This window comes from Brevibacterium otitidis (assembly GCF_042429315.1).
Classification (GTDB): Bacteria; Actinomycetota; Actinomycetes; order Actinomycetales; family Brevibacteriaceae; genus Brevibacterium; species Brevibacterium otitidis.
The window spans coordinates 1-21,117 of sequence record NZ_JBHMAU010000124.1 but is presented as its reverse complement, the minus strand read 5'-3'; the positions used below and the strand labels follow the sequence as shown (position 1 = coordinate 21,117).

20 protein-coding genes and 1 pseudogene are annotated in these 21,117 nt (G+C 66.1%); 11 read left to right on the top strand and 10 right to left on the bottom strand.

What is annotated here, in order from left to right; translation table 11 throughout:
- Positions 1-118: 118 nt before the first annotated feature.
- The 3 genes and pseudogenes from ACFFN1_RS14540 (at position 119) to ACFFN1_RS14530 (ending at position 1,594) form a co-directional block, all read left to right on the top strand.
- Positions 119-625, top strand: coding sequence for a type IV toxin-antitoxin system AbiEi family antitoxin domain-containing protein (locus ACFFN1_RS14540; protein ID WP_376841570.1), 507 nt, complete (start codon positions 119-121; stop codon positions 623-625).
- A pseudogene (locus tag ACFFN1_RS14535) lies at positions 622-1,023 on the top strand (nucleotidyl transferase AbiEii/AbiGii toxin family protein); the annotation flags it as partial. The gene ACFFN1_RS14540 and the pseudogene ACFFN1_RS14535, both read left to right, overlap by 4 nt.
- Before the next feature lie 49 nt (positions 1,024-1,072).
- Complete coding sequence (locus ACFFN1_RS14530; protein ID WP_376841571.1) at positions 1,073-1,594, top strand: nucleotidyl transferase AbiEii/AbiGii toxin family protein; 522 nt, start codon at positions 1,073-1,075, stop codon at positions 1,592-1,594.
- 179 nt (positions 1,595-1,773) lie between these two features.
- Here ACFFN1_RS14530 and ACFFN1_RS14525 read toward each other — a convergent pair whose 3' ends face one another.
- Positions 1,774-2,835: an EamA family transporter gene (locus ACFFN1_RS14525; RefSeq protein ID WP_376841569.1), complete on the bottom strand. Its 1,062-nt coding sequence runs from the start codon at positions 2,833-2,835 to the stop codon at positions 1,774-1,776.
- 80 nt (positions 2,836-2,915) lie between these two features.
- Between ACFFN1_RS14525 and ACFFN1_RS14520 the strand changes: the two genes are divergently transcribed.
- Together ACFFN1_RS14520 and ACFFN1_RS14515 are read left to right on the top strand one after the other, a co-directional pair.
- The gene (locus ACFFN1_RS14520) at positions 2,916-3,356 is read left to right on the top strand and encodes an Lrp/AsnC family transcriptional regulator (RefSeq protein WP_376841568.1); all 441 of its coding nucleotides are present in this window, start codon (positions 2,916-2,918) and stop codon (positions 3,354-3,356) included.
- Positions 3,357-3,546: 190 nt separating this feature from the next.
- Positions 3,547-4,908 carry an MFS transporter gene (locus tag ACFFN1_RS14515; protein WP_376841567.1) on the top strand — a complete coding sequence of 454 codons (1,362 nt, stop codon included), beginning with the start codon at positions 3,547-3,549 and terminating at the stop codon, positions 4,906-4,908.
- A 67-nt stretch (positions 4,909-4,975) separates the two neighbouring features.
- Here ACFFN1_RS14515 and ACFFN1_RS14510 read toward each other — a convergent pair whose 3' ends face one another.
- Positions 4,976-6,097 carry a YeiH family protein gene (locus ACFFN1_RS14510; protein ID WP_376841566.1) on the bottom strand — a complete coding sequence of 374 codons (1,122 nt, stop codon included), beginning with the start codon at positions 6,095-6,097 and terminating at the stop codon, positions 4,976-4,978.
- A gap of 102 nt (positions 6,098-6,199) precedes the next feature.
- Between ACFFN1_RS14510 and ACFFN1_RS14505 the strand changes: the two genes are divergently transcribed.
- Positions 6,200-7,129 (top strand): LysR substrate-binding domain-containing protein, encoded by a 930-nt coding sequence (locus ACFFN1_RS14505; RefSeq protein ID WP_376841565.1) that lies wholly within the window; start codon positions 6,200-6,202, stop codon positions 7,127-7,129.
- 65 nt (positions 7,130-7,194) lie between these two features.
- Here the strand turns inward: ACFFN1_RS14505 and ACFFN1_RS14500 are convergent, their stop codons facing one another.
- The 8 genes from ACFFN1_RS14500 to ACFFN1_RS14465 form a co-directional block, all read right to left on the bottom strand.
- Positions 7,195-7,458: a hypothetical protein gene (locus ACFFN1_RS14500; RefSeq protein ID WP_376841563.1), complete on the bottom strand. Its 264-nt coding sequence runs from the start codon at positions 7,456-7,458 to the stop codon at positions 7,195-7,197.
- Positions 7,455-8,024, bottom strand: a complete 570-nt coding sequence (locus ACFFN1_RS14495) for a RelA/SpoT domain-containing protein (RefSeq protein ID WP_376841562.1) — start codon at positions 8,022-8,024, stop codon at positions 7,455-7,457. The genes ACFFN1_RS14500 and ACFFN1_RS14495 overlap by 4 nt, the downstream gene beginning before the upstream one ends.
- Positions 8,025-8,279: 255 nt before the next feature.
- On the bottom strand, positions 8,280-9,581 hold the full coding sequence (locus ACFFN1_RS14490; RefSeq protein WP_376841561.1) for a TRAP transporter substrate-binding protein: 1,302 nt from the start codon (positions 9,579-9,581) through the stop codon (positions 8,280-8,282).
- A gap of 106 nt (positions 9,582-9,687) precedes the next feature.
- Positions 9,688-10,977 carry a TRAP transporter substrate-binding protein DctP gene (dctP, locus tag ACFFN1_RS14485; RefSeq protein WP_376841560.1) on the bottom strand — a complete coding sequence of 430 codons (1,290 nt, stop codon included), beginning with the start codon at positions 10,975-10,977 and terminating at the stop codon, positions 9,688-9,690.
- 128 nt (positions 10,978-11,105) lie between these two features.
- The gene (locus ACFFN1_RS14480; protein ID WP_376841559.1) at positions 11,106-12,620 is read right to left on the bottom strand and encodes a TRAP transporter large permease; all 1,515 of its coding nucleotides are present in this window, start codon (positions 12,618-12,620) and stop codon (positions 11,106-11,108) included.
- Between the two features lie 8 nt (positions 12,621-12,628).
- Positions 12,629-13,165, bottom strand: coding sequence for a TRAP transporter small permease (locus ACFFN1_RS14475; RefSeq protein WP_376841558.1), 537 nt, complete (start codon positions 13,163-13,165; stop codon positions 12,629-12,631).
- Positions 13,166-13,433: 268 nt separating this feature from the next.
- On the bottom strand, positions 13,434-14,576 hold the full coding sequence (locus tag ACFFN1_RS14470; protein ID WP_376841557.1) for a thiolase family protein: 1,143 nt from the start codon (positions 14,574-14,576) through the stop codon (positions 13,434-13,436).
- 94 nt (positions 14,577-14,670) lie between these two features.
- Positions 14,671-15,312, bottom strand: a complete 642-nt coding sequence (locus ACFFN1_RS14465) for a PaaI family thioesterase (protein ID WP_376841556.1) — start codon at positions 15,310-15,312, stop codon at positions 14,671-14,673.
- 175 nt (positions 15,313-15,487) lie between these two features.
- Here ACFFN1_RS14465 and ACFFN1_RS14460 point away from each other — a divergent pair, with 175 nt between their 5' ends.
- The 5 genes from ACFFN1_RS14460 to ACFFN1_RS14440 all read left to right on the top strand — a co-directional run bounded on the left by ACFFN1_RS14460 (position 15,488) and on the right by ACFFN1_RS14440 (position 20,761).
- Positions 15,488-16,465 (top strand): NADPH:quinone oxidoreductase family protein, encoded by a 978-nt coding sequence (locus ACFFN1_RS14460; RefSeq protein ID WP_376841555.1) that lies wholly within the window; start codon positions 15,488-15,490, stop codon positions 16,463-16,465.
- Positions 16,458-17,222 carry an enoyl-CoA hydratase gene (locus ACFFN1_RS14455; RefSeq protein ID WP_376841553.1) on the top strand — a complete coding sequence of 255 codons (765 nt, stop codon included), beginning with the start codon at positions 16,458-16,460 and terminating at the stop codon, positions 17,220-17,222. The genes ACFFN1_RS14460 and ACFFN1_RS14455 overlap by 8 nt, the downstream gene beginning before the upstream one ends.
- Before the next feature lie 39 nt (positions 17,223-17,261).
- Complete coding sequence (locus ACFFN1_RS14450) at positions 17,262-18,911, top strand: long-chain-fatty-acid--CoA ligase (RefSeq protein ID WP_376841552.1); 1,650 nt, start codon at positions 17,262-17,264, stop codon at positions 18,909-18,911.
- A gap of 144 nt (positions 18,912-19,055) precedes the next feature.
- Complete coding sequence (locus tag ACFFN1_RS14445) at positions 19,056-20,225, top strand: hypothetical protein (protein WP_376841551.1); 1,170 nt, start codon at positions 19,056-19,058, stop codon at positions 20,223-20,225.
- Between the two features lie 14 nt (positions 20,226-20,239).
- Complete coding sequence (locus ACFFN1_RS14440; RefSeq protein WP_376841550.1) at positions 20,240-20,761, top strand: hypothetical protein; 522 nt, start codon at positions 20,240-20,242, stop codon at positions 20,759-20,761.
- The last annotated feature ends 356 nt before the right edge of the window (positions 20,762-21,117 follow it).

Here is a 21,117-nt window from a genome sequence, read left to right as displayed (position 1 = left end):
CCTCGCCCGCGGCTACCGCAACCAGCACAACTACCGCCTCCGCATGCTCCTCGCCGCCGGCGGACTCACCCCATGACCCCCACCGGATGTCCGAAGAGCCGGTTTCACCAAGGATCAGGTGTACTCCTTGCTCGATCGCGACGAGATCGAACGGGTGGGGCGCGGGGTCTATGTGCGTCCCGACCTCCTTGAGCCTGCGCTCACCGTGCTTGCTGCGGCAACCGCGCTTCGTCACGACGCGACGCTATGTCTGACGAGCGCTCTTGTGCACCACGAGCTCAGCGACGCGATCCCGTTCGGTTCCGACATAGCGCTGCCGCGCGGAACTCACCAGCCCGCCGGCCTCTCGAACGTGAGCTGGCATAGCTTCGACCCGGCTACTTTCGCGATCGGACGTGAATATGCCGACGCGGGAGGGGGAGCCAGGGTTGCGATCTACTCCGCAGAGCGGACAATCGTTGACGCTTTTCGGCTCATGCACCAAGAAGGCAGCGACGTTGCGTATGAGTCGCTTCGACGTTGGCTGCGGCAGCGAGGCAACACGCCAGCAGGACTGCTGAAGGTTGCGGGCTCGTTCCCGAAGGCGCTCCCTCGGATCCGTCACGCTTTGGAGGTGCTCCTGTGACTCCGCCAACGCCCTCCAGAGATACCCCAGAGGGGCGTGCGTACAACGACCTTCGCAACCTCGCCAGGCGACAGAACCGTGACCCTGCGGAGTACATCACCCTGTACGCGTTGGAAGGCTTCTTAGCCCGACTTGCCGCGTCCGAATCTGCCACAGACTTCGTTCTCAAAGGTGGCGTGCTCATGGCGGCCTTTGCTGATCGGCGACCAACCAGGGATATCGACTTCGCGGCTCGAGGGTTCACCAACGATATCCCCGAGGTTGAAAGACGCGTCATCAGCATCCTTACCGTTCTCCGCGATGACGGGCTCGAGTTCGATCTCGACTCCGTCAGCGGAGAGCAGATCCGTGATGAAGCCGACTACAACGGTGTGCGAGTCAGAGTGACCGCACAGTTGGCGACCGCGCAGGTTGCGCTGCATATCGACGTGAACTTCGGGGACCCCTATCTGGCCTGCACCCGCAGAGGCGGTCCTGCCGCTCCTATTAGGCGGCACGCTGCGCCTCCTGGGATACCCGGACCACATGGTTCTGGCAGAGAAGATCGTCACCGCCCTCGAAAGAGGAGAGCAGAACACCCGTTGGCGAGACTTCACGGACATCGCCGCCATTGCCCGCTCCCGAGTCGTCTCAGGTGCGGACCTGCAGGAAGCAATCGGCGTTGTCGCCCGCTACCGGCAGGTTGAGCTGGAACCGCTTGGTCAGTTGCTGTCTCAGATGCCAGCATTCGCACAGCGCAAGTGGGAAGTCTGGCGAAAGAAGCAGAGGCTCGAGCAGTCGACCCCAGAGAGATTCTCAGACCTGCTCGCAACATGTCTGGACTTCGTCGAACCGGTCCTCGCAGGCAATGCAGACCGATTGCATTGGAACTTCTCTTCTCAAGCCTGGGAAGAACCAACGTCGGCAAGTGCTGAGGGTGCGCTGAATAGTTCGTCGAGCCTCATCGCAGGGGAGAAGACCAGTGACTGAACGGGCAAGGACTCGGCTGAGAATGGCGATGGATGACAGCGTATGCAACGCGTGGGCCAGCGGATCGTGCGGCGCTTGATTCGAGCGGCTGACGGTTCCGATCTGCCTCCCGGCTTTGACCGCTACCGGTGTGCTGAACTGCTTGCCGCGTCTACCGCCAGCCCGTCGTCGATGCAGCCTCAGCCGAGTGCCACGCGCTCGCGGCCGGTGCCCATCGGCCGGCTGCGGGCCACAAGCGTGTGGAGGATGATGCCGGCGATGAGTGCGGCCAGGGCCAGCCATGCGGCAACCGGCATCGGCTCGCCGAGCACGATCGTGCCCATGAGGGTGGCGACGATGAGCTGGACGAGCATGACGATCGCCGCCACCGGTGGGGCAATGCGCTTGACTCCGGTGAAGAACAGCGGATACGCGACCACCGAGGCGAAGACGGCCAGCACGGCCAGGCAGCCGATGACCGCCCACGGCCGGTCCGTGTGGCCGAGGAACCCGTTGGCTGCTGCGAACGGGGCGAGGGCGACCGAGGCGATGAGGAACGTCAATGTCGTCGTGCCGAACACCGAGGTGCCGCCGGTCGACAGGCGCTTCGAGGAGATCGTCATGAGCGCATGCGCACCCGCGGCGGTGACCGCCAGGCACACGCCGATGACCGACACCTCGGCGGCGGTCGCCCCGTTCGTCAGCCCGACGACACAGGCCATGGCGACCAGCGGCGGGATCATCGTGAGCCAGCCGGCGAGGTTGAGGCGGGTGCCCAGCAGCGGCATCGACAGCACCGCCATCGCCACCGGGCTCACAGCCAGCGGCACGATCGTGCCGAGGCCGGCGCCGAGCGAGGAGACCGAGGCGTACATGAGCGACTGGGCGGCGGCGAGTGCCGAGCCGATGATGATGAGGGCGAAGCCGTGCCGGTGCATGATCGACAGCAGGCTCGGCTCCCCGCCGTGCCGCTCAGGTGAGAAGGCGCGGCGGGCCTCATAGGCGAGGGCGAGGATGATGCCGGCGGCGAGGAACCGCCAGAACGTCACGGTCGCAGCAGACATCGTCGAGACCGCGAAGATGAAGCCGGCGACACCGGCGCCGACTCCCCAGGTGGCAGCACCAGCGGCGACCGAGGCGATGCCGCGCCAGTCGGTGCGCTCGCCGGCCGGCGCGGCAGGCGAGACCGGCAGGCGGGAAGCGGGCGAGAGCGGCAGGCGGGAAGCGGGCGAGAGCGTGTGCTGTGCAGGGGAGTGGGCCATGAGGCTCATGGTAGGAGAAATCGCCTGGCACGCGATTGCCTCCGTTGCCTGATGCAAGGGCTCTTTGGCATGATTCACTCATGGACTCCACTGATCGCGCTATCATCGACCTCTTGACGTTGGATGGTCGGCTGAGCAATACCGAACTGGCCGATAAGATCGGGCTCACTCCCTCGCCCTGCCTGCGCCGCGTGCGCCGTCTCGAATCCGAGGGCATCATCACCGGCTATCACGCCCGCATCGACCCGGCGGCGATCGACCGGGCCTGCGAGGTCATCGTCCACGTCGACATGGGCACGAAGACCAAGCAGATCGCCGAGGCCTTCGAAGGTGAGCTCATCGACTGCGACGAGGTCATTGAGCTGCGGCGCATGTTCGGCAATCCCGACTACCTCGTGCGCATCGCGGTCAAGGACCTGGAGGCTGCCGAGCAGTTCATCTCCCAGGTGCTCACCGGCATCGACGGCGTCGAGCGCGTCAACTCCCATATCACCATGAAGGTCCTCAAAGCCCCGCTCTGAAACCGCCGCTCTGAGTTACCGCTCTGAGACCACCGCGCCGGGTCAGCAGGCGTATGTCAGACTGAAGCTGCCGGTCAGGTCCGCCCGCTGTTGTGCAAGCCTGGCGGTTCATCGTCTCGGGCGTCTCACAGCGCGCGCCGGTGTCGCCGCGCGTGTGAGGCCAGCGTGAAGTGTGAAAGGTCGTGGGCCCATGTCGGTCTCCTCCAGGCTCATGAGCCAGTTCAAGCTCATGGGCGCTCAGCTCTTCGCCGGCGCCGGCATCGCCTCCGGATACGCCGTCGGCGGGCTGCTGGCCGAGCAGATCACCGGGCGCACCGAGATGGCCGGGTTCGCGCAGATGGCCGTCATCCTCGGCGCCGGGCTCATCTCCTACCCGCTGGCCACCCTCGCCGGAGCGCGCGGGCGCCGCTTCGCGCTCTCACTGGGCTTCGGCATCGGCGCTGCCGGCACGATCGTCGTGCTCGCCGGCGTCATCATCGCCTGGCTGCCGCTGTTCCTGGCGGGCATGCTCATGTGCGGTTCAGCGACTGCTGCCGGTCTGCAGGCCCGCTATGCCGCCGTCGATCTTGCCGATCCGGCCCGCGCGGCCCGGGCGATGTCGCTGGTCGTGTGGGCTACGACCGTCGGCTCGGTGCTCGGGCCCAACTTCACCGCCCCTGGCGCCCGGCTCGGCGAGCAGCTCGGCCTCAACCCGCTGGCCGGGCCGTATGTCATCTCGATGGTCTGCTTTGCCCTGGCCGTCGTGTGTACGGCCCTGCTGCCCGGCCGCGTGGCCAGCCAGCTCCCGGCCGCTGCCGGAACGGCACCTGACCCGGCAACGGCGACCACCGCCTCGGGCCCGGGGACCGCCGCACCCGAGGCGGGTGAGACCGCCGACGACCGGCACCCGGCCGTCGGGTCGCGGCTGGGCCTCATCGACGCACTGCGGTTCGTCGCCGCCCGGCCGGTCCCGCTGTTCGCCATCATCACGATCGTCGCCGGGCAGATGATGATGACCAACGTCATGGTGATGACGCCGCTGCACATGGACCACCACGGCTTCCACTTAGGCGAGGTCGGGCTCGTCATCAGCATCCACATCGCCGGCATGTACGGGCTGTCTCCGCTGTTCGGGTGGATGGCCGACCGCTACGGCCCGTTCACCGTCATCATCACCGGCATCGTCAGCTTCGTCATCACCATCATCCTCGGTGTCCTCGATGCGCTGCGCGAGGTGTCCTCGATGCCGCTGCTGACGACCGCGCTGTTCCTGCTCGGGGTGTCGTGGTCGATGACGCTCATCGGCGGTTCGGCGCTGCTGAGCGCCAGCGTGCCTGCGCGGGCGAAGCTGACCCTGCAGGGCGCCTCGGATTCGGCGATGAACCTCGGCGGCGCGCTCATGGCCGCCACCGCCGGCACGGTGCTCGGCCTCGGCGGGTTCCTGTGGATCAACCTCTCGGCCTCATTCGTGCTGCTGGCCGCTGTGCTCATCGGCCTGCGCGCAGCGCTGTACGCCCGCCGGGCCGCCCGCGCGGTGCGCGGACCGCGCCGGCCAGCTGGCACCCGCCGCTGAGCCGCAGGCGCGCCAGCCGCCAGTGAGGCCCCGGACATGTGCCCGGGGCCTCACCCAGTGAGCGGTCTCAGGCGGCCAGCCAGATGCCGAGGCCTGCGACACCGGCGACGATGAGCGTCGACAGGGTGGCCAGCAGCACCGGCATGAACCCGAGCTTGATGAGCGACTTGATGTGCACGCCGGAGCCGAGGGCGAACATCGCCGCCGTCAGCGCGATCGTCTGCCCGATGCCGGCGGCGGTGACGGCCCAGTCGGGCAGCCAGCCGAGCGTGCGGATGATCGCCATGGCGAGGAAGCCGATGATGAACAGCGGCACGAGCGGCGGGCGGGAGGCCTTGACCTCCGAGTCCGGTCCCGGGGTCAGCGCCGAAGCTGAGGAGCGGCGCACCGAGAGCGCAAGGATCGCCACGATCGGAGCGAGCATGAGCACGCGGGCGAGCTTGACGACGACAGCGACCTTGAGCGCCTCGGGACCGATGATCCCGCCGATGGCCACCACTTGGGCGACCTCATGGGTCGAAGCACCGGCCCACATGCCGGCGGTCTCCTCACCCAGGCCCAGCAGCCCGGCGATGAGCGGGACGGCTGCGATCATGAGGGTGCCGAAGAGCACGACGAGGGCGATCGCGGCGGCGACGTCCTCCTTGCGGGCGCGCACGGTCGATTCGACACCGGCGATCGCAGCGGCACCGCAGATCGAGAAGCCGCAGCCGATGAGCAGCGACAGATCCCGGCCCATGCCGAGCGCGCGGCCGAGCCCGATCGTGCCGAGCATGCCGATGGCGACGACGGCGATGACGACGAGGATCATCTTCCAGCCCAGCGACATGATGTCACCGAGCACCAGCTGCGCGCCGAGCAGGATGATGCCCAGACGCAGGATCTTCTTCGACGAGAACTGCATACCCGCAGCCCACGACGCCGGCAGATCGCCCATGACATTGCGCAGCACGATGCCGAGGATGATCGCGATGAGCAGCGCGGAGGCCAGCGGCACGAAGTGCGCGATCCCCATCGCCACCGGCGTGGCCGCCGCACACACGAGCAGCCCGGGGAGGAACTTTCCGAGGCGGTGGTCGGTGAGCCTGCGGCCCGGCCCATGCGGGGCGGCCGGGGCGGTCTGGGATGGGCGGGCCGGGACGGCGGTCGCGCCTGCCCGGTTCGTCGTCGAGTCGCTGTGTTCTGCCATGCCTCAACTCTGGGGGAACAGGCGGCAGGTCAGTAGACCCCAGTTCCGTCCCACCCTCATATGAACTTGATATGACCGGGCTTCGGGCGCACACTTGAGACCATGACCTCGCTCGATGCCGTGCGCCCGCCAGCCGGCCGCCTGCCTGACCCGCAGGTGCTGGCCCTGCTCGTCGAGCTCGATCGGCACACCACCTCGATCGGGCAGGCCGCCCGCGCTCTCGACCTCGCGCAGCCCAACGCCTCGCGGATGCTGCGCACCTTCGAACGCGAATCCGGCATCCCGCTGCTCAACCGCAGCCCGCGCGGCACCACCCTCACCCCGCAGGGGCAGGCGCTGGCAGCCTGGGCCGCCGAGATCATGACCGGCTATGATCACCTGCTCTCCGGGATGGCTGCACTGCGCCGGGAGGTCGGCGCGCGCGTGCGGGTGAGCGCGTCGATGACGATCGCCGAGCATCTGCTGCCGCGCTGGCTCGAGCGCTTCCGCGCCGCCCACCCCAACGCCGATGTCGGCATGAGCATCGGCAATACGACAGCCGTGTGCGCCACGGTCCGCGAGGGCAGCTGCGACATCGGGCTGATCGAATCGGCTGAGGTGCCCGAGGACCTCACCGCGCGTCTCATCGGCACCGACTCGCTGGTCATCGTCGCCACACCCGCCATCGCGGCGCAGTGGGCCGGTCCCGAGGTCGTGTCCGCCACCGCACTGGCGGCACGTCCGCTCGTGGTCCGGGAGGAGGGCTCAGGCACCCGCGGCGTCATCGACGCGGCACTGGCGGCGGCCGGGGGAGTGCAGGTGGCTGCGGCGTTTCCGTCGAACGCCGCCGTCAAGGTCGCCGCACTCGCCGGGCTGGCCCCGGCGGCGATCTCACGGCTGGCCGTCGAGTCGGAGCTGCGCACCGGCAGCCTCGTCGAGATTCCGGTGGCCGACGACGTCCGGCTCGACCGGCAGCTGCACGCGCTGTGGGCGAAGGGTCACAGGCTGCGCGGGGCGGCTGCGGACTTCCTCGCGCTCATCCACGAGGAGTAGCAGCGTGCCTCGGCTCGAAATACTAGGCCACCCCGGCTCAACGTGGCTGCGGGGCGGCCTGCGCATCAGCTGGAGAACAACCTATCCAGGATTCGGTTTCTAGATCCTCGATTGAATCCTTCAAAGTACGTGCTGTGTGTGACCTTGACCGTTTCGATCGAGTCAGACCCGACAAGGACGATATCGACTGAGCTCGAATCACGGTACTTGGCTTCGCGAACGGCATATTCTTCGACAGCGCGCTCGGCGTCATCGCCGAAGTCGAGTTGCTCAATGAGCTCGTCTTTGGCATGGTCAAAGACGAGCAAGAAATGCTTGATCCCGCTCATTCAGTCTCCTCTGTCGGTCCTAGAGCCGCATCTACCTGGATCCACAGGGTCTCGAACTCGGCGTTCAAATGCGCTGGCGGAGTCGTTCCGCCATCCTCATGAGCGTACAGCTCAGACAGAGTGCGGGCAAACCTCTGAATGACGTGGTCTCCTGAATCCTGTTTGAAGTTCTCCCCGACTTGTCCTGAGAACCCCTCTACCATCTGGGCCCACACGTGCATCCGTCTAGATCTCAGCTGTACCTCCAGGTGAAGGCCTGATTCTGAGACCACGACATGGATCGCACGATAACCGGATTCTCTGGGGTGAGAAACATAGTCTCGTCGGTCCACGATCCGATCGGACCAGCGGTCGCAGAGTGCGGTGTCGAACCGGATCAGCTCTGCTAACGAATCGACGACAACCCGTAGACCGCCAATATCCTGCATTCTTGAGAAATCTAGCCCGGGCTCTCGGATGCACAGCTTCTCCACGATTGTTGCTTCTCTCTTGAGCCGTTGAGTCACGCTGGCTTCGATGCTGAGCTGAGACGCGAGGCTTCTCAGCTCGGTGTTCAGATCGACCATCGGCCGGTTGAAGCGGGATCGATGAGCTTGCATCGTCCTGATCGCTCCCTGGAATTCTGCCAAGGTCGCTTCACCGCGCATGTACTTGCGCATGATCGAGCCAGCTTTGCGAAGAGCAGACCTCGAAGGAGGTGGAGAAGTTCCTGTGTTCATGCCTGTCAGCCTAAGACGAGGCACGGACGTTGGGCGTGTCCGCCGCCTAGCTCAGACTGCTGATCGTCCGATTCTCGCTCTCGCTCACGTGGACGAAACGCCTCACCCCGGCCGGTGCTCGGTGAAGATCTCCTCGAACACGGCGGTGCCGAACTTCCGGTAGTCGGTGCCGTCGTCGTACCACTCATCGAGGTCCTCAACCCCGCCGCCGTCGGTGAAGCCGAGCTCCTCGATCCGCGTGCTCCACTTCTCACCGGCAGCGCTCATGTCATCGGCCAGGCTGTCCTGCCCGGCCTGCTCACCGGCTTCACGGCTCATCTGCTGCGTCTGCTCACCGAGTTCCTTCTGCACCTCGGCGGGGAACTCGGTGATGGTCCCGCCGGCGTGCTTGACCGCCCCGACTGCCACGGCATTGCCGCCGACGGAGACCTGCATCTGCCCGTCGAAGGCGGCGATCATCGCATCATAGATGACCTGCTGGTAGGCAAGCGGCAGCTCGCGGTAGGTCTTGCCTGCCATATACGCCCCAGGGGAGCGGGAGAAGCTGTGCTCGGTCGGGTAGGCGATGTGCTTGGCGACGTCGAACATCCCGGATTCGGCGGCCGGGATGAGCTGGCCGAGGTCGCAGTCGATGGTGTTGCGCTGCAGCGCCTCATAGGTCTCCGGGAACGGCAGCGACACCGGAGTCGCACCGAGGTTCTGGATCTGCTCGGACTGGGCTGAGGACCCGATCCGGATCTGCCGGCCGTCGAAGTCCTCAGCGGTCTCCAGCGGGTCGGTGCAGATCGTGTAGTACCCGCCGGAGGCGATGAGCGGGATGAGCGGGCTCAGCCCCTGCGCTTCGAACTCCTCGACCAGCGCATCGGAGCCCCACGCGACCTCGGCGCCGGCGGCATTGGCGACGAGCTCACCGGCATACGGGGAGCTCGGCAGCAGCGCAAGCGAGGTGCTCATCGCATCGAAGACGGGGAACTCGGCCGGGTCGTAGGCCGGCAGCGTGAAGGCCAGATCGACGCGCCCGTCGGCGAGGGCATCGTGGACTTCGGTGTAGCCGGCGATCGCCTGACCCCACACGATGTCGACGGAGATCTTGCCGCCGGAGCGCTTCTCGATCTCCTCGGCCAGCACCGTGCCGCCGGGAGCCATGACGGACTTCTCGCTGGCGGCCGTCGGCTGGTAGGTGATCGTCACCGGGTCGAGATCGGCCAGTGCCGCATCGACGTCGGCCTGCGCGGCACCGTAGTCGAAGCCGCTGCCGGCGCCTGCCCCGTTCGTCGACGGGGCGCCGGCCGATCCTGCGCATCCGGCCAGCAGCACCGTCGCCGAGGCGGTGGCGGCGGTGGCGAGCAGGCGGCGGGTGAGTGCCGGGCGGGGTGATGATCCGGAGGCAGGCAGTCGTGTCATGCCATTCATCCTATGGACAGCGCACGCGCAGCGGCCTATGAGAGTCCTCACATACCGCTGCGCGTGTGTGTCGCTCAGCTGTTCAGCCGCCCAGGCGGCTGGCCGGTCAGTTCGGGCGGTGCTCCATCGCCTTGCCGTTCTCGTAGTTGTGCTTGGCGAAGTCGGTGTAGTCGGTGTCCGTGTTGTACCACTCGTCGAAGTCGCCGGTCTCACCGTCGTCGACGTAGCCGAGGTCCTCGACCGCGCGCTGCTGGCGCTTGGTCGCCTCGGCGATCGCATCGATGTTCTCCTGGCTCAGCTTGCCGTCGCTGACGGCCTGCTTGATGAGCTCCTGGGAGTACTCGCCGACGGTCTCCTGCACGTCATCGTCGAACGGCTTGACCTCACCGCCGGCTGCCTTCGCCTGGCTGATGGCATCGGCGTTGCCGTCGATGACGGCCTTCATGCCGCCGGAGGCGGCCAGCGCATTCGAGTCGAAGATGATCTGCTGGTAGGCCAGCGGCAGCTCCTTGAACTTCTGGCCGGCCAGGTAGGCGCCGGCGGTGCGCGAGAAGGAGTGGTCGGTGGTGTAGCCGAGGTTCGGGGCGACATCGAAGATGCCCGACTCGGCCGAGGGCACGAGCTGGCCGAGCGTGCAGTCGACGGTGCCGCGCTGCAGCGCCTCGTAGGTCTCGGGGTACGGCAGCGAGACCGGCGAGCCGCCGAGCTTCGTCACCTGCGCGGCCTGCGCCTGCGAGGCGATGCGGATCTGGCGGCCCTTCCAGTCATCGGCTGATGAGGTGGGCTCGGCGCACACGTTGTAGTACCCGCCCGAGGCGGCGAACGGCGTGAGCGGGACGAGGCCCTTGGACTCGTACTCTTCGATCGCCTCCGGGATCTGCCAGGCGATGTCGCTGCCGACGGCGTTGGTCACCAGCTCACCGGCGAACGGGGAGGAGGGCTGGTCGGCCATCGCGGTGCCGATCGCATCGATGACGGGGAACTCATCGGGGAAGTAGCCCGGCAGCGTGTAGGCCACGTCGACGCGGCCGTCGGCCAGGGCGTCATGCACCTCGGCGTAGGAGGCGATCGCCTGACCCCAGATGATGTCGACGGTGATCTTCCCGCCGGAGCGCTCCTCGACGATCTCCTTGAACACGGTGCCCGTCGGGGCCATGACCGACTCCGCGCTGGCCGACGAGGGCTGGTACTTGATGGTGACCGGGTCGAGGTCCTTGATGAGCTCATCGACTTCGGACTGGTCGGCGCCGTACTCGAAGCCGTCGCCGCCGCCTTCGCCTCCGCCGCCCCCGCCGGCGCTGCCGGCGCAGGCGCCCAGTGTCAGTGTGAGTGCGGCGCCGGCAGCCAGGGCACCAGTGGCCTGCGCCCGCCGCGTCTTCATCAGGTGGGTTGTCACGAGAGTCTCCTTCTCTTGCTGCGCCGGGTCAAGCCCCGGCAGGCTGTGCCGGCAGCGCCGCCGGCGGTGTGGGTCGGGGTCTGGCACCGGGTGGCAGCAGACCGAACGGCTGGGTCGGGAAGTCGTCGTCAGCCGCCGGCTGGGTTCATCTGGGCCGGCAGCCAGGTCGCCATCTCCGGGAACAGGATCATGAGGGCGAGGAACAGCACGGCGATCGGCAGGAACCACAGCAGGGCGGTGAATACGTCCTTGAGAGTGATCGTGTGCCCGAGGTTGACCTCCGGCGCCTTCGTGATGTTGTGGACGATGTAGGACAGGATGCCCACCGGCGGGGTGATCATGCCGAGCTCGCCCAGCAGGACGACGAAGACCCCGAACCACAGCGCCGAGACGTCCATCGCCTCGAGGGTCGGCAGCAGGATCGGGATCGTCAGCAGCATCATCGACAGGGTGTCGAAGAACATGCCCATGATGAGGTAGACGACGACGAGCACGAGCAGGAAGCTGATCCGCGAGAGCCCGAGGTCGGTGATGAATCCGGTGATCATCGGCGCCAGCCCGGTGATGGCCAGCAGCTTCGTCAGCATCTCCGCACCGATCATGATGAAGAAGATCGTCGCGGTTGCGCTCACCGTCGAGATCGCCGCCTGGCCCACACGGGTCAGCGGCTTGTCCTTCCGCGTGTAGAGCAGGCACAGCAGCAGGGCTGCGAACGCGGCGGCTGCACCGGCCTCAGTCGGGGTGAAGGCACCGGAGAACATGCCGCCGAAGAGCACGATGAGAATGAGCGGGAAGCCCCAGATGTCGCCAAGCGAACGGAACCGGTCCTGCCAGGTCGATGCCACCACCTCGGCGCCGGTGTCCCTGCCCTTGCCCACCAGGGCCGGGGCGAAGAGGCCGAGGAGGAAGATGAAGATGCCGAAGGTGACGGCCAGCAGGATGCCCGGCAGGGTGCCGGCGATGAGCTGCGGGCCGACCGGCACCGAGGCGATGCCGGCATAGACGACGAGCAGGATCGAGGGCGGGATGAGGTTGCCGGGCAGGCCCGCGACGATGACGGTGCCCACCGCCACCCGGCGGTCATAGCCGGCACGCAGCATCTCGGGGATGCCGGCCCGGCCGAGCGCATACGTCATGCCGATCGTCGAGCCGGACACCGAGGACAGGCCCGCGCCGGCGGCGGTCGTGCCGATGCCGATGCCGCCGGGCAGCCACGAGAACCAGTGATCGGCAGTCCGGTAGATCTTCGACGTCAGCCCCGACTGGGTCAGCAGCATGCCCATGAAGATGAACATCGGCAGCACCGAGTACGACCATTGCGAGACGGTGTGGAACGGCGAGGTCGAGAGGATGTTGACGGTCGCCGGGATGCCGGAGAGCGCGTAGACGCCGATGAGGCTGGGTACCGCGAGCGCGAGCGCAGCAGGCACGGCAAGGAACAGCAGGATGAGCATCATCGCGATGCACCACATGCCGGCGATCGGGCCGGTGGGGCTGGTGAACAGCCCGGCGAGGCAGCCGGCGAAGAGCGCAAGTCCGATGCCGAGGGTGAGCCAGCTGCCGCGGCCGGTGCGGGCGGCTTGGGCGGCGCGGGCCTCGGCCTTCTTGTCGGCGGGCAGCAGCTGCGTAGGCGAGATGGTCATGGCCTGCCTCAGATGATGGTCTCTTCGATGTCCCGTTCGGCCGTCTCACCGGTGAGCGGATTGACCTCGGGATTGCGGGTGCGGGCGGTGATGACGATGTCGACGACGAACAGCGCGGCGAGCATGACGAACACGACCGGGACGAGGAAGTACACCGGCCAGGCGATGATGTCGGTGACACCTGCGGTCGCGCCCATGTCCATGCGCTTGAACGCCTCTTTCAGCCCGAACCAGGCGAAGCCGATGCTCACGAGCGCGCCGAGGGCGTAGCCGAAGATCTTCATGATCGCCTGCGGCAGCGGAGCGAGCCGGTCGCTGAGCAGCGAGACGGTGATGTGCTCCTTCTGCAACTGTGCGGCTGGGATGCCGAGCAGGGCGACGAAGGGCAGGTACCAGAACGCGACGATCTCATTGGTGCCGAAGATCGGGGCGTTGAACAGGAACCGCGACAGCGCGTGGATGACGATGTGGGCCATCATGAGCACGACGGCGATCGCGGTGAGGATTGACAGGGATCTGTCGAGCAGCACGTTGAGCCTGGACACCAGTGTCACCTCGGTTCGTATCACGGTTCGCCGCCCGCTGGTGCGGGCGCCGCGGCGTCAGCTGAAGTTGACGTCAGTATCAAGTTAATGATTGTTCAGCCAGTTTTCAAGAACTTTCTGTGGCCTGAGACACAGTTGAGACAGATGGCCGCCACCGACCGTTGAACACGACGACGGCCGGGGCAGTCGTGTCGCCCCGGCCGTCGCCGGTGAAGGACCCGTTCCCGAGGCGGTGGCTGGGATTCCAGCCACTGCCTCGCGGTCGGGATCAGAGGAGTTCGAGGATGGTGGCGTTGGCCTGGCCGCCGCCTTCGCACATCGTCTGCAGGCCGTACTTGATGCCCTTGTCGGCCATGTGGTGGACCATCGTCGTCATGAGACGGGCGCCCGAGCCGCCGAGCGGGTGGCCGAGGGCGATCGCACCGCCGTTGGGGTTCATGAGCGTCGTATCGGCTTGGAGATCCTTGGCCCAGGCCAGCGGCACCGAGGCGAAGGCCTCGTTGACCTCGAAGACGCCGATGTCCGACATCGACAGACCTGAGCGCTTGAGCACCTTCTGGGTCGCCGGGATCGGGCCGGTGAGCATGATGACCGGATCAGTTCCGGCCAGCACCGCAGTGTGCACGCGGGCGATCGGCTTGAGCCCGAGCTCGCGGGCCTTCTCTGAGGTCATCATGAGCAGGGCTGCCGAACCGTCGGAGATCTGGGAGGCGTTGCCGGCGGTGATGACGCCGTCTTCGCGGAAGACGGTCTTGAGCTTCGCGAGGCCCTCGACGGTGCCGCCACGGCGGATGCCCTCATCGGCGGTGATGGTGCCGTGCTCGGTCTCGACCGGCACGATCTGCGACTCGAAGGCACCCGCATCAGTGGCCGCGGCTGCCCGCTCATGGGATTCGATGGCGAACTCATCGAGCTGAGTGCGGTCAAATCCCCACTGCTCGGCGATCATCTCCGCACCGATCCCCTGGTTGGGGAACACGCCGTCGTAGCGGGCGAGGAAGCGCTCGCCGTAGGGGCTCTTGCCCATGAGCGAGGAGCCCATCGGGTTGCGCGACATCGACTCGACACCACCGGCGATGACGGCATCGTAGTGACCGGCGATGAGCCCGGCGGCGGCGAAGTGCACCGACTGCTGGGACGAACCGCACTGGCGGTCGACCGTGACGCCGGGCACCGACTCCGGCAGGCCGGCGGAGAGCGCTGCGGTGCGGGCGATGTCACCGGTCTGCTCACCGGCCTGGGTGACATTGCCCCAGATGACATCGTCGAGGACGACCGGGTCGATGCCGGTGGTCGTGACGAGGTCCTCGATGACAAGGGCGGAGAGGTCAGCAGGATGGATGCCGGAGAGCACGCCTTCGCGCTTACCGGTCGGGGTGCGGCGGGCGGCGACGATGACTGCGTCGTTCATGTGGATTCCTTCGTCAGCGGTGCAGTGAGTGTGACCGAGCTCAACTGTAGCCAGCCGCCCACCGGCCTCTGCGACCGGGGTCACACTCGGGGTATCAGGCGAATGATTCCGGGGCGAGTCCCGCCTCGGCGAAGGCCTTCTCGTACACCTCGGCCGGCAGCTCGATCCACAGCCCGGTCGAGCGCGCACAGACCTTCCCGTCGTGCCGGATCTCGCCGACGAGGTGCTTCTTGCGGCCCTCGACCCGGTCGACCCAGGCGACGACGGTGACCTCGGTGCCGAGCGGAGTGCCGTCGAAGTAGTCGATCGACAGCATCCGGGTCAGCGCCGGCGGCGGGGCATCGGTGTTGGCAGCAGCGCCCATCACGTGATCGAGCAGCATCGCCACAACCCCGCCGTGCGCCCGCTCCGGCGGGCCCTCATACGGGGCGCTCAGCGTCACCGTGCCCTCGGCGCGGCCGTCAGCGTAGCTGAGCTCCATCGGCGGGGCGATCGGATTGCGCAGCGAGGTCACCGGGCTGCGGTCGTTGGGCAGATAGGAGTCCCGGGCCCCGCGCGCCGGTGCCGCCTGCGACGGATCGGCGGCCAGCGCCTGCAGCTGCCCGGCCAGCTCACCGACCCGTGCGGCGAGCGCGGCCTCGTCGCCGGTGGCCACGAGCGCCTCGATGAGCTCGCGGGTCAGCTCGGCCGTGTGGGCGATATAGGGGGTGACCTGGGACTGATGGTGACGGTTCATCTCACTCCTCGCAGGCTTCGCGTCTCGCCTCTTCTATGCTTCTTGTGTGAGACAGATCAAGCCGGTAGTCTGCTGAACAATCGTTCGATACCGGTTTCAATCTAGCCGCCGGCATCGACCGTGGCAAGGGTGCACGCGCCCTGCCGACAGAAGTCTCACGGCGAAGAGGGAGAGTATGAAGGCCATCCACGTCACCCGCCTCGACGGCCCGGATGCAGTCGAGCTGCAGGACGCACCCGCACCGTCCCCGGTCGAGGGCGAAGTCCTCATCGAGGTCGCCTGCGCCGGGGTCACCTTCCCCGAGCTGCTCCAGACCTACGGGCAGTACCAGACCAAGCACGAACCGCCCTTCATCCTCGGCTCCGAACTCGCCGGCACCGTCGTCGAATCCCGTTCCTCCCGTTTCGCCCCCGGTGACCGGGTCGCTGCGATCATCCCGAGCGGGGCCTTCGCCCAGTTCGCCACCGCGCCCGAGGCGATGGTCCTGCCCCTGCCCGAGGAGGTCTCCCTGGAGGCTGCGGCCGGGATGCCGATGAACGTGCTGACCGCTGACTTCGCGCTGCGCACCCGCGGCCATCTGCAGCCCGGCCAGCGCGTCCTCATCCACGGTGCCGCCGGCGGCCTCGGCTCGGCCTGCGTGCAGATCGCCCTGGCGATGGGCGCTGAGGTCATCGCGGTGGTCTCCAGTGACGAGAAGGCTGCGATGGCCACCGAGCTCGGCGCCCAGCACGTCGTGCGCGCCGACGGCTTCAAAGACGCCGTCAAGGCCATCGCCCCGCGCGGCGTCGACCTCGTCGTCGACCCCGTCGGCGGCGACCGCTTCACCGACTCGCTGCGCTGTCTGACGACCTTCGGCACGCTGCTCGTGCTCGGCTTCACCGCCGGTTCCATCCCCGAGGTCAAGGTCAACCGGCTGCTGCTGAATAACATCTCCGTCGCCGGTGTCGGCTGGGGAGCAGCCCTCCCATCTGACCCGCTCATGGCCCAGAAGCAGTGGGCCCACCTGCGCGAATACCTCGTAGGCGGCCAGCTCAACCCCCACATCCACGCCCGCTTCAGCCTCGACCAGGCAGCAGTGGCGATCGCCGAACTCGAGAACCGCTCGGTGATCGGCAAAGTCATTCTCAACATCCAGGAGGACACCCATGGCTGAGGAGCTCGACGTCACCCTCGAATCCGGCGTCATGACGATCCGATTCAATCGGCCGCAGGCGCTCAACGCGCTGACCCGCGACACCGTCATCGCCCTCAACGCCGCTCTCGACCGCGCCGCTGATGAGGCCCGCGCCGTCATCCTCACCGGTGATGAGCGGGCCTTCTGCTCCGGCGCTGACGTCTCGGCGATGACCGACGGCGACATCAAGGGCGTCGGCCTCGACGTCATCAACGAGGCGATCGGCAAGATCCGCGACCTGCGCGTGCCCACCGTCGCCGCCGTCTCGGGCCCGGCCGCCGGTGTGGGCTGCTCCTTCGCTCTCATCTGCGACTACGTCATCATGAGCGAGAAGTCCTACCTCATGCTCGCCTTCACCCGCATCGGGCTCATGCCAGACGGCGGCTCGACCGCGCTCGTCGCCGCTTCGGCCGGCCGCCACCGCGCCCTGCGCATGGCCCTGACCGGCGAGAAGGTCGACGCCGCCCAGGCCTTCGACTGGGGCCTGGCGACTGAGGTGACCACGCCCGAGGCGTACCTCACCCGCGCGCAGGAGGTCGCCGCCCAGCTCGCAGCCGGCCCCACTCTGGCGCTCGGTGAGACCGAATGGGCGGTGAATCAGGCGACCCTCCACCAGCTCGACGCCGCCCTGAATCGCGAAGCCACCGGCCAGGACATGCTCAAGGACAGCGCCGATGCCGCCGAGGGCGTCTCCGCGTTCCTCGCTAAGCGCACCCCGGAATTCTGCGGCCGCTGATCCCCACCCGCCGCTGTGACACCTGAAAGGACCACACCTGTGCTCACCGGCAACCGCTCGACCATGGGCGATGACTACCAGCTCAACCTCACCACCTTCCTCCGGCATGCCAACCGGACGTTCTCCGATGCACCGGTGACCTACCACGATCTCGCCGGGCAGTGGCACCAGTCGGACTACGGCGAAGAGTACGGGCGCATCAGCCAGCTCGCCCACGCCCTCGATGAGCTCGGAATCGGTGCCGGTAGCACCGTCGGCGTGATGGACTGGAACTCCCGCCGCCACTTCGAGCTGTACTTCGGCGTGCCGTGCGTGGCGGCGACGATGTTGCAGCTGAATCTGCGCCTGGCGGTTCCCGACCTCGCCTATGTCGTCAACCATTCGCAGACCGACTGGGTCTTCGTCGGCGAATCGCTGCTGCCGCTGGCCGAGGCGTTCGCCCCCTCGACCTACGTCAAGGGCTGGGTGGTGCTCACCGACAAGCCGCTTTCTGAGATCGAGACGAGCCTGGAGAACGTGTACTCCTATGAGGAGCTCATCTCCGGCAAGCCGACAGACTACGACTGGCAGGTCATCGACGAGAACACTGCCGCCTATGCCGGCTACACCACCGGCACGACAGGCAAGCCCAAGGGCGTGTTCTACTCCCACCGCGGCATGTACCTGCACACGATGGCCTCACTGGCCGCCCTCCAGGTCGACTACACCGACGTCGTCATGCCGATCACGCCGATGTTCCACGTCATCTCCTGGGGATTCCCGCAGACGGCGCTGGCCGCCGGTGCCGGTGTGGTGCTGCCGGGCCGTTTCGCCGCCACGGATATCACCCCGGTGGCCGAGGGGTTCACCCGTTTCGGCGTCACCGTCGCCAATGCAGCACCGGCCCTGCTGACTCCGCTGTTCGAGCACTTCAAGGCCCTCGACACCCCGCCGGATCTCTCCCGTACCCGGGTGGTCTCCGGTGCCAGCGAACCACCTCTGGCGCTGCTCAAGGGGCTGACCGACCTCACCGGCGTCAAGGTCATCCACGCCTACGGTGCGACCGAGACGACGCCGCTGGTGACCGTCAACTGGCATCTCAAGCCCGCCATGGAGCTCAGCGAGGACGAGGTGTGGGACCTGCAGCGCTACCAGGGCCTGCCGGTCAGCGGCATCGACGTCAAGATCGTCGACCCGGCCGGTGCCGAGGTGCCGGCCGGTGAACAGGGCGAGGTCCTCTTCCGCGGACCCTGGATCACGAGCAGCTACCACAACCTCGATGACAGCGCCGAGAGGTTCATGAACGGCTGGTGGCGCTCCGGCGATGCCGGTCTGCTGACCGAGGAGGGCTACCTCAAGCTCACCGATCGCCTCAAGGACGTCATCAAGTCCGGCGGCGAGTGGATCTCCTCGATCGACATGGAGAACGCGCTGCTCGACCACCCGCAGGTCGCCGAGGCCGCGGTCATCGCGGTTCCTGATCCGAAGTGGGATGAGCGCCCAGTCGCCTACGTCGTCGCCCGCGAAGGCGGTGTGACGAAGGACAGCGTCCTGGAGGTTCTCTCCGACCGCTTCGCCAAATGGCAGCTGCCCGATGACGTCATCTTCTGCGAGGAGCTGCCCCGCACCTCAGTGGGCAAGCTCGACAAGAAACTGCTGCGCAGCCAGCACCAGCAGCAGGTCGCTGAGGTGCCGGGGCTGCGGTCGTAGCCGGAATGACCGTGCGCGCGATTGCAGCGCTGATGTAACAAATCGATCACGGCGTGTGTGGCGGTGGCCCAAACCGCATCTTCGTGCGATCAAATCTCATTGCAGCGCAAGTCTGCTTATTCGCACGAACCCAAGGAGTAAACCTTGTCCCGATCCCTTTTCGGTAGGGCGCGCCTGAAAACACTCAAGTACGTCGCCGGCCTGCTCACGGCTGCAGTCGTCGTCTCGGGTGCCGAGCTTCCTGCTCAAGCGGCCGAGCCCAATGCAGCGGCGGCGGAAGCCCTCTCTGTCGAGCACGAATACCTCGACGAACTGCCCGATGCTGCCCCAATCCGCGTCGGCGAAGCCGATCATTCAGATATCTCTGCCCCTGCGACATCGAACGACCCGGTGCTTTCGCCGACCGCAGATGACCAAACCATTGGCATCGACCTTCCGGCTGACAGCGCCACCGCCGACGTAACAGCCGATGGGACTGCCGTCTATGCTGATTCCGATGGCGACTTCAGCCTCGCGGTTCAGCAGGTGGACACTTCTGCCAACCCCGATATCGACGCCAGCGTTCGATCAATCATCACGATCGAATCCGAGCAGGCTCCGACAGAGTACCGCTTCCCGTTGACACTTCCCGAAGGTGCCAGCGTTGACGTGGACGCGGCAACCGGCACTGTAGCGGTAACCGACAGTGAAGGCGGTGTGATCGGCGCGTTCGGCTCGCCCTGGGCGGTGGATGCCTCTGGTGCCGATATCGAGACGTCGTTCACGGTCGAAGGCGACGAGCTCGTCCAGCACGTCAATCATGCAGGTGCTCAGTATCCTGTGATTGCCGACCCGGTTTGGTTCGTTCCAGTTGTCATCGCTGGATTGCGTATTGCGGTTCCGATTGTCGTGCGTGCCGCATCATCGGCTGCTGCGAAGCAGGCGGCAAAGCGGATCGCCAGCAAGATGTTCGGCTCCAAGAAGGTAAAGAAGGTCGATAAGCCGAAGAAGGCAACGTATCGCTCTTACACTAAATCCAATCTGCGGCACAATCTGATTGTGCGCACGGGCAAGAACCCTAAGCACTGCCAAGCTCACCACACTATGCCGGTGAAGTTTGAGTACCATTTCAAAAAGGCGGGGATTAATATACACGACCCCAAGTATGCCGAATGGTGGAACTCGACTAAAGGCCTGAAGAACAACCATCAGAGCTTAGCGAGGAAGTACAATAATGAATGGGATGTGTTTTTCGAGAAGCAACGAAGTAAAAAGGACATTCTGGATAAGCGCACTAAAATGCACAACGCTTATAAAAAGTATTATCGGTGTTAACGGAAGGAGCTAATGTGACTACATGGTATAAAATCAAGCCGCTGAGTTCTCAGCGGGACTTCTGGATTCATACGACGTGGGAGGGCCGTCCGGACCTGGGCTCTCCGACGCTTGAGGATGGGCGAGAGGTGTTCGATGTCATAGCTGACGGGAAGCTTGACGAGATCCCGTTTCCTGTGTGGTTCGAGCGCAACACGAACAGTCGCGGCAAGCGCCGCGGGGATATTCTCTGGGGTGGCCCTCCGACGCTTGTGTCCCAGCGTTTTGCCGATGCAGTGGCTGAGCTCGATGTGACAGGGTGCTCAACGTTCGATGTTGACCTTTACAGTCTGAACGAAGGGCGAGTCGAGGGCTACGTGGGATTTGCCGAGAACACCGAGGGGACGAGCGAGATCAGTTCGTATGCCTGGCGAGAGAAGACTCACAGCTATGCGTGGATCGTCAGCGAACGTGTGCTTGAAGGGCTGAAGGCTCGCGGGGTAGACATGTTCAGGGTCGAACCGTTCGACGAGAAGCGCCGCTTCCCGAGAATCTAAGCCGATGCCGTCGGGCAACCCCATCGATCCCAGTTCGCAGACAGGGGTCGGTGGGGTTTCTCTACGCTGTGGTTCTGCCGCCTGGCTCGACCACCTCTACATCGTCTCGCTTGAGCCAGACTCCGACGAACCGGCACCGCGGGTCATCCAGCCGGACGAACACGGCTGCATCCACCGGGTCCCAGCGGGTGGATCGCTCCGAGTGTGGTGGAGAGTTCATAGCGGTACGCCAGCCACCACTGACCGACTGGGGGACTGATGCAGGGATTGGTGACAGTTTGATTGTCACGCTGCGAGGGCAGGTGACTCTATGATTGCTTCGTACTCGATTGGTGTCAATCGACCCAACCGGGCTT